This is a genomic window from Chitinophaga sp. (assembly GCF_036566945.1).
Classification (GTDB): domain Bacteria; phylum Bacteroidota; class Bacteroidia; order Chitinophagales; family Chitinophagaceae; genus Chitinophaga.
In genome coordinates, this window is the sequence record NZ_DATCVJ010000678.1 from 1 (window position 1) to 9,287 (window position 9,287).

At 49.7% G+C, this 9,287-nt stretch carries 7 protein-coding genes; 6 read left to right on the top strand and 1 reads right to left on the bottom strand.

Features of this window, described 5'->3' with window-relative positions; all coding sequences use genetic code 11:
- The 5 genes from VIP81_RS20555 to VIP81_RS20575 form a co-directional block, all read left to right on the top strand.
- Positions 1–1,212 (top strand): RagB/SusD family nutrient uptake outer membrane protein (locus VIP81_RS20555; RefSeq protein WP_331965550.1); only part of this gene is annotated, 1,212 nt, incomplete at its 5' end.
- Between the two features lie 60 nt (positions 1,213–1,272).
- Positions 1,273–4,362 (top strand): PQQ-dependent sugar dehydrogenase, encoded by a 3,090-nt coding sequence (locus VIP81_RS20560; protein ID WP_331965554.1) that lies wholly within the window; start codon positions 1,273–1,275, stop codon positions 4,360–4,362.
- Between the two features lie 3 nt (positions 4,363–4,365).
- Positions 4,366–5,562: a nucleoside permease gene (locus tag VIP81_RS20565; protein ID WP_331965557.1), complete on the top strand. Its 1,197-nt coding sequence runs from the start codon at positions 4,366–4,368 to the stop codon at positions 5,560–5,562.
- A gap of 10 nt (positions 5,563–5,572) precedes the next feature.
- Positions 5,573–6,766, top strand: coding sequence for a Gfo/Idh/MocA family oxidoreductase (locus VIP81_RS20570; protein WP_331965562.1), 1,194 nt, complete (start codon positions 5,573–5,575; stop codon positions 6,764–6,766).
- Positions 6,767–6,778: 12 nt separating this feature from the next.
- On the top strand, positions 6,779–7,783 hold the full coding sequence (locus tag VIP81_RS20575) for a Gfo/Idh/MocA family protein (protein WP_331965568.1): 1,005 nt from the start codon (positions 6,779–6,781) through the stop codon (positions 7,781–7,783).
- 16 nt (positions 7,784–7,799) lie between these two features.
- On the opposite strand, the gene VIP81_RS20580 is transcribed toward VIP81_RS20575, so the two are convergent.
- Positions 7,800–8,630, bottom strand: a complete 831-nt coding sequence (locus VIP81_RS20580) for an alpha/beta hydrolase (protein ID WP_331965572.1) — start codon at positions 8,628–8,630, stop codon at positions 7,800–7,802.
- A gap of 103 nt (positions 8,631–8,733) precedes the next feature.
- On the opposite strand from VIP81_RS20580, the gene VIP81_RS20585 reads away from it, so the two are divergent.
- Positions 8,734–9,287, top strand: a 554-nt coding sequence (locus VIP81_RS20585; RefSeq protein ID WP_331965575.1) for a TetR/AcrR family transcriptional regulator, incomplete at its 3' end; no start/stop codon positions are given.

The window sequence follows — 9,287 nt, forward strand, 5'->3', positions numbered from 1 at the left end:
CTGGATGATAAAGGCAATCCGCTCGATGATAATACCAAGAAAAGATACCTCGCAGAAGTACGCTGCCTGCGCGCCTATTACTATCTCGACCTGGTACGTATTTTCGGCGGCGTTCCATTGCTCACGAAAACACTCCTGGTAGAAGACCGCAATAAAATTACCCGCGCCACCGCAACAGAAACCATGCAGTTCATCACCAGTGAGCTGGAAGCTGCTGCGGCAGACGCTGCACTGCCTTCCCGCAATGATATGCCCGACGCAGAACTGGGCCGTGCTACCAAAGAAGCTGCCTGGGCATTGCTGGCAAGGGCTTATCTCTTCTTTGCAGAAGACGATAAATCATTGTACGCCAAAGCAAGGGATGCCGCTAAAAAAGTAATCGACTCCAAAGCATTTAGCCTGGAACCACAATACCAGCAATTGTTTTTGAAAGATGGATACAAAAGCAGGGAATCCGTTTTCCCGCTCATCTTTGGCGATGATCCTGCCGCATTTATTTATGGCTCTACACAGCCAGTGTATTGTTCACCACGCAGTGCCGGTGGCTGGGGCTTCGATTGTCCTACACAGTCGCTCGTGGATGCATATGAACCCGGCGATCCCCGTATCCTGTTTACCGTATTGGATCAGGGCGATGCATTTCCTACCACCGGCGGCAAAGAAATACTGGACTTCTCCAACTATCCCAATACCGGTCATCATAACCGGAAAGTATTTCTGCCGCAAAACCGCCGCGGACAAGGCTGGGGCAACGATGCCTGGACCATGTACCTGATCCGCTATGCAGATGTATTACTGATGTATGCAGAAGCTGTACTGGAAAGTGGGGGCGATAAACAAACGGTGGCCGATAACATCAACCTGGTACGTAATCGTGCAGCCACCTCTTCTCATACCGATGTGGAAGCCAGCTCCCGTGTACGCACGGTACCCGCCGTGCTGTTGCCGACGGTAACTGCAGGTGATGATCTGCGTACCGCCGTAAGACATGAACGCCGCGTGGAACTGGGCGGGGAATACAACCGCCTGTTTGACCTGTTGCGCTGGAACACTTATGTGTCTACCATGAAGACTTATTCCACCAAACCTTATTCCAATGGCAAAGGCAATAGCTTTAAAGCGCCCGCCAGTGGCAATAAATACCTGTTTCCTATCCCTCAGCTGGAAATAGACAGGAGTGGTGGGTCTATCAAGCAAAATCCCGGATACTGATTCTATGATACGGGGCCGGCTATACGTTTTTTTAGCCGGCTCCGAATATGATTACTCACTATGAAGAAACTTTGTCAACTGCTGCTGCTGTTGGGGCTCTTTGCCTGCACCGGAAAGAGAACGACTACCCGCATTTTATGCTTCGCTACCCATCACGAAAGTGGCTGGGTAAAACAATTGCAGGCCACTGCCGCTAAAGAAGGCTGGCAGCTGGTACTCACCGCTGATACTCATTTATTCCAGGAAGATTCGCTGCGCGAATTCAGCGCCGTTTGTTTACCGTTTTCGCTGACAGACAGCCTGAATTTCCGTGCCGTGCCTGCACTGAAACGATATGCAGAAGCCGGCGGCGGTGGCATACTGGCCATCAGGGATACTGCGTATCAACGTAAAGACTGGCCATGGCTGCATGAATGGGCTGAACTACCCGTGAGCAAAGAGCTGGCGCAGGACGGCGGCCGCCTGTACATTGTTTCGCCAACAGCAGATGTGGCAGGTATGACTACGGCATTGCATTATCTCATTGGCAGCAACGCGTTACCCAACTACAACAGCTCACTCACCCTGCTGCCACCGGATACTAACCGTTACACCTATACGGTGTTGGATCATGGCCTGGATGAGCCCATGGAAATGTGTATCCTGCCGGAAGGAAATGTGCTGTTCATAGAACGAAAAGGCGCCGTGAAACTATACGATGCCAGGCAACATCAGACAAAAACCATTGGGCATTTTGATGTGTTCAGCGGTATAGAAGATGGACTGCTGGGCGCCGCACTGGACCCCAATTTCGCCAGCAACCACCACGTATATTTTTACTACGCACCTGCTGGTGAAAAGTGGTACAACAAGCTGGTGAGAATGGAGCTGCATGGCGACACACTGAATAAAGCATCAGAAAAAGTAGTGATGGAAGTACCCACGCAGCGCCGCTACTGCTGCCACTCCGCCGGATACCTGTCGTTTGGCCCCGGTGGCCTGTTGTACCTCTCCATCGGTGATAATACCAATGCCGAAGAAACGGAGGGATATACACCTGTAGATGAAAGAGCAGGCAGACAATTATCTGATGATCAGGGCAGCGCCGCCAACAGCAAAGACCTGAGAGGAAAAATACTCCGCATCAAACCAGAAGCGGATGGCAGTTACTCCATCCCTGATGGCAACCTGTTTCCGAAAGACGGCTCCCTGGGCCGCCCGGAAATATATGTCATGGGATGCCGCAACCCTTACCGCTTTCATGTAGACATGAAAAATGCATTCGTATACTGGGGAGATATAGGACCGGATACCAAAGTGCCTTCCCCGGAAGGTAGTACGGTGAGCTTCGATGAAATAAACCAGGCACGGAAACCAGGCTTTTTTGGATGGCCATATTTTAACGGCAACAACCAGGCATATCCACTATGGGATTATGCTGCTAAAAAGGAACGGGCAACGAAAGATCCGTTGCATCCGATTAATAGTTCCCCCAATAATACCGGTGTACGTGAGCTGCCACCGGCACAACCAGCCTTGATCTGGTACGGCGATGCGGCTTCGGCCACCTTTCCCTTGCTGGGTAAAGGCGGTGAATCTGCGATGGCAGGGCCGGTGTTTTACAGTGATCGCTACAAAGATGCACCCTTTAAATTATCGGATTATTACAACGGCAAACTCTTTATCTACGATTGGGTACGGCATTGGATCATGGCCGTGACCATGGATAGCGCCGGCAATTACCTGCGCATGGAACCTTTCCTGGAACATATTCCTTTTGCGGCGCCGGTAGATATGCAGATCGCCCCCGATGGCAGCATTTATATGCTGGAATATGGCACCAACTGGTTCGCCAAAAATTCCGATGCCAAACTGGTACAGATTACTTATGCAGAAGGGAACCGCAAACCCGTTGCTGCCCTGAAAAGCAGTCAGCTTTACGGCGGGGCGCCTTTGACGGTAAAATTATCAGCCGCCGGCTCTATGGACTATGATAAAGGTGATCAGCTCAGCTATGCCTGGACCATCGGCGATGAAAAGCAGCAGGGAATGGAAATTACCCACTCCTTTTCACAACCCGGCATTTATAAGGTAGCACTAACGGTAACGGATAATCGTGGCGCAGCTGGTATTACAACTGTTGATGTCAAAGTAGGGAACACACCGCCCACGGTACAGATCAATACCGCCGCCAACCGCAGCTTTTACTGGGACAATGCCCTGCTGGATTACCAGGTAACGGTGAAGGACCCGGAAGATGGAGTGATAGACAGCAGCAAAGTACAGGTAACATTTGACTACCTGCCGGTAGGAAAAGACCTGGCCCTGGTGTTGGGCAAGGGCAGCGCAGCGCCACACCTGGATCATCCAAAAGGAAACGAATTATTCTGGTCGCTGGATTGCAAAGCCTGTCACGCCGAAAAAACCGCTTCCGTAGGGCCCAGCTTAGTGGACGTGGCGCATCGCTACCCCGCCAATGAAGCCAATATCAGCAAACTCGCCGCTAAAATAATTGCAGGCGGCAGTGGCAACTGGGGCAATCGCACCATGTCGTCGCACCCGGATATGCCCAAAGAAGATGCGAGAGAAATTGCACAGTATATTCTTTCACTGGCCAATACCAGCAATTCATTGCCCCTGCAGGGAATGCAGCCGCTGAGTAAACATGCCGGCAAAGGTCATGAAGGCGCTTACCTGCTCATGGCTACCTACACTGATAAAGGCGCGAATCATATTGAACCCATTACAGGCAGGGACTATATCCTGCTGCGGGACCCCATGATACAGATAGAAGACTTTGATGAAGGAAATGTGTTCATCAGCACCGTTACCACACTGGCGTTAAGTTATGGTTTCGTAGCACACAATAACTACATCCGGTTTAATCAGTTATACCTCGACGAGGTCACCAACGTGCGCTTTAATGTGCAGGAGCAGGGGATAGGCGGTAGCATAGCAATGCATCTCGACAAACCCGATGGCACACTGGTGGGCAAAGTAATGGTAGCAGCAGGTAAAGCCCCAGACGCAAAGAGTGGCTGGAAAGTGGTCACAACGCCGCTGCTGCCGGTAAAAGGAGCACACGACCTATACCTCGTATTTAAAAGCGCGGATGGAAAACCAGGCCATCTGTTTAATATCGACTGGTTGAATTTCACAAACCGAAATTAATGTATGCCAATATCAGTTCGTTTTCGCCTGTCGGTATTGATGCTCCTGCAGTACTTTACCTGGGGTGCATGGTATGTGACCATGGGCACTTACCTGATTACCACGTTGAAAGCTGATGCAGTACAGGTAGGAGCGGCTTATGCCAACCTCTCTATTGCCGCTATCATCTCGCCCTTTTTTGTAGGGTTGGTGGCCGATCGCTTTTTTGCAGCGCAACATGTACTGGCAGTATTACACCTAACGGGGGCGGCTATACTTTTTTGGATCAGCGGCGTGCCGGACTTCGGGCATTTCTGGTGGGGCATCCTGTTGTATACCTTGTTGTACATGCCAACTATGTCGCTCGCGAATTCCATTTCTTTCCGGCAAATGACAGATGCCGGGAGCCAGTTTCCCGCCGTGCGTGTATTCGGCACCGTAGGATGGATTGGCGCCGGGTTGCTCATCGGTTCCCTGGGACTGGAAGCTACGGTCATGCCTTTTCGCATAGCCGCTGCCAGCTCCTTGCTGCTGGGCGTTTACAGCTGCTTTCTGCCACCCACACCGCCGGTACGCAAGCCGGTGAAGCTGTCGGATATACTGGGATTGGATGCATTGGTGTTATTCAAAGAACGCAGCTATGCGGTGTTCTTTATTACCGCCATCGCCATTTGTATTCCGCTGGCATTTTATTACAGTCTCACTAATCCGTTTTTAAATAATACCGGCATGGTAAATGCCGCCGGCAAAATGACGTTAGGACAGGCATCTGAATTCGGTTTTCTGTTGCTGATGCCGTTTTTATTTAGCCGCTTAGGCGTAAAAAAAATGCTGTTGCTGGGTATGTGTTGCTGGGTGCTGCGTTATATCTTCTTTGCCTTCGGCGATAATCAGTCGCAGGTATGGATGCTGTACGCAGGCATTCTCTTACACGGCGTATGCTACGATTTCTTTTTTGTTACAGGACAGATCTATACCGATCAGAAAGCTGGTGCTGCCGTGAAGAATGCGGCACAGGGACTCATCACTTTTGCTACCTATGGCGTGGGTATGCTCATAGGTTCTTACGTATCCGGCTTTGTGGCATCACGCAATGGCATCACTGTAGGCACTACGGTGCAGTATAACTGGCAGCATATCTGGCTGGCGCCGGCAGCTATTACCGCCGTGGTATTGTTGTTTTTCATTTTTTTATTCAGGGATCATCGTCGTAAATCTTAAAACATTTTTTATGGGAAGAAAAATTGCCATGCTGGGCGCTGGTTTTATAGGCAGGTTTTATGCCGATTCCATACAGGGACAAAGAAGTAAAGATAAAATTATCAGTATCTATTCCCGCAAAGCGGAAAGTGTAGAAAAGTTTGCTGCCGACTACCAGGTGGTACATACTACTACCGTAATGGAAGAGGCGATCAAACATCCCGACGTGGATGTGGTATGTATTGCTTTACCCAATAATCTGCATGAAGCAGCCGTGAATTTATGCTGTAAATATAAAAAGGCAGTGATCTGTACCAAGCCACTGGGGCGCAATGCAGCGGAAGCCAAGCGGATGCTGCTGGCGGTGGAAGCTGCCGGTATTTTTCATGCTTATATGGAAGACCTGGTATATACGCCTAAGTTTTCCAAAGCACTGGAAAGCGTACAGGCGGGAGCGTTAGGCCGCATTTTGTGGGCGAAGTCGCGGGAAACCCATCCTGGTCCGCATAGCGATTGGTTCTGGGATAAAGAGCAGGCCGGCGGTGGTTGTATGCTGGACCTGGGTTGTCACTGCGTGGAAATTGCCCGCAGTTTCATCGGGAAAGATATTAAGCCGGTAGAAGTGATGTGCTGGGCAGATACACAGGTGAAACCTATTGATGCAGAAGACCATGCCATTGCATTGGTGAAGTATGAAAATGGCGCCATCGGGCAGTTTGAGGTGAGTTGGACTTTCCGCGGGGGCCTCGACTTGCGCGATGAAGTGATGGGCACCGAAGGAACGATTTGGCTCAACAGCTTTCTGCGTACGGGTTTCGACATGTTCACCACCGGCAAAGGAGCCGATTATGTCGCGGAAAAAGCAGAAAGCAACAGCGGCTGGTTGTTTCCTGTAGGTGACGAATTAAACGAGTTAGGCTACAATCATATGTTTGCCGATATGTTCAACGCCATCGAAGAAAATCGTGCACCCCGCGAAACATTCTATGATGGCTACGTGGTAAATGCTATCCTGGATGCGGCATACCGCAGCGCCGACAGCAAACAATGGGAGCCGGTACAGCTGGACATCTGGCGCGGGCAAACCGGTTTAACGAAACCCGTTACGCTGGTTCCTTATGATGAACAACATTACCTGATCAAAGAAGAACTGACGCATTTCGGCAGCACAAAACTGATCCTGAAAGAAAAACACAGCGGTAAGATCATTGAAATAGTGAAGTAAAAATAAGCGTACATGAATACAACCTCTTATAACCGCCGCCGCTTTATCCGCGATGCGGCTATTACAGGCATCGGACTTGGACTGCTGGGGCCTGCGGAAAAACTGTTGGCTGCTAACCCTGCTGCAGACGGGCGCCGTGTGGGCATCATCGGATTGGATACCTCGCACAGCGTGGAATTCACCAAAATGTTAAATGCCGCTACCCCCGATCCGGCATTCCTGGGCTACCATGTTACGGTAGCCTATGCGCAGGGCAGCAAGGATATTGCTTCCAGCCTGGAAATGGTACCGGGTAATTTAAAACAGGTAAAAGAACTGGGTGTGGAAGTAGTAGATAGTATCAGCGCATTATTAAAAAAATGTGATGTAGTACTACTCGAATCCAATGATGGGAGAGTGCACCTGGAGCAGGTATTGCCGGTATTCAAAGCAGGTAAACGCGTGTTTATAGATAAGCCCATTGCCGCCTCCCTGTCGGATACCAAAGCTATCTTTAACGCTGCTGCACAATATAAAGTGCCGGTGTTCTCTTCTTCCGCCTTACGTTTTATAGATAGTATCCAACAGGTGAAAGGCGGTAGTATCGGCAAGGTAACCGGGGCAGATATTTACACGCCTTCTCCCACAGAGAAAACACATCCGGATCTTTTCTGGTATGGTATTCACGGTGTGGAAATGCTGTATGCCCTGATGGGAACCGGTTGTCGCCGGCTTACCCGCACCACGGAAACCGACATGGATCAAATCACCGCCGTATGGGATGATGGCCGTATTGGTACTTTAAGAGGTGTAAAGAAAGGCCCCTACGGCTTTGGGGGCCATGCATTCGGTGAAAAGTCAATTGCTGCTATCGGTGACTTTAATTCCTATCAGCCGCTCATGCTGCAAATCACGTCTTTCTTCCAGAGTGGCGTGCCACCCGTGATGCCAGAAGAAACGCTGGAGATGATGGCTTTTATGGAAGCTGCCGACGACAGCCGGCGTAAGAATGGAGCTACGGTATCGTTACCGGTGTAAAAGTAACGAGTGATAGTCAGGCCAGGAACCGGATGATTTCTTTTGCAATTGCTTCAGGTGCTTCTTTATTTTCCGGCGAAAGATGGCTCAGGCCTGCAATTATCTGGCATTGGGCATCCCGGATAGTATTAGCCAATAGTTGGTTGGTGGTTGGTACAAATCCGGGGCTCTTTTCGCCGGCTAGTAATAATACCGGGCAGTTGATCTCCTGGTAACGGGCATAGGTACCGTGGAGTTTTTGCGTTTCTTTATGCTCATTCAGGTTAGTTACCAGCAGGGCTGCTATTTCCTGCCAATGCGTGCCCCTTATCATCATGCGGAGAATGAAGCCGGCCAACCATTTGGGCATTTTGCTCAGCGGCGTATGGCCCGCGCCCTGCACGAAGCTGGTAAATGCTCGCCTGGGTTGCCCGTCTTTCAGTGCCTGTTCATAAACGTTGATCCACTCCCAGGAAGGAGTATCCAAAATGGAAACACCTGGCTCATATAGCACAATGCCTTTGAAGGAGTGATACCTGCTGGCCGTTTCCAATGTTACCAGTCCTCCAAAACTATGACCAAATATATAATCTGCGCCGGTGGCCTCCTGCAGGGCTTTTACGTCTTCACATTCTTTGTTCATGCCATAAGCACTGCCTTGTGGCCCGCTGATACCACGGCCGCGACGCTCTATGATGTATACGGTGAAAGAATCCGATAACATAGAGGCCAGCCGGGTATAGTTTTCCGATGTGCTGAGCGCACCCGGTACAATGATTAAACCAGGACCGGCGCCGCGTTGCTGATAACCAATAGGAGTGCCGTCTGCCGAGGGAATGCTGGAATAGGTAAATAGGTTCGTTATCATCATGATTGTTTTATTATTGAATTATTTTTCAATGATAAAACAAAAGTGATTTTATTTTTCGAATAAAAAAAATTATTATTGAAAAATATTTCAATAATAAAAGATGCCAAAGCAAAAGGAGCAATTTGAGGAAATGAGACAGCTGACCATTACCCGGTTAAAAAAATCGGGACTGGAGCTTTTTGCCAGGAAAGGGCTGGCAGCGACCAATATCAAAGAGATTGCCGCGCATACGGGTATCAGCCTTGGATTAATGTATCATTACTTTTCTTCCAAAGAAGAGCTGTACCTGCTGCTGGCGAATGAGGCCATGGATAAATCCCAGGCGTTATTTGATCAGCTCCAGGCACAGCAGATGACGGTAAAAGAAAAAATCACACAGTTTCTGGCGGCATTCATGGAGGGCGTACATAAAGAAGCCGGGATTTATTACTTCATCCTGATATCACAGTTATTTGAAACCGGCAATAAAACGGAAGACCGGAAACTGATGAGCCGCAAGCTGCAATCCATCCGGAACCTGGCAGCCGTGGTCAATGAAGGACAGGCAACAGGGGAATGTGTTTCGGGAGATCCGTTCGGGCTGGCAGTCACCTTTATCTCTGCCACACAGGGATTGGCGGGCTTTAAACTGATGTTTAAAGATAAATTTAAGAT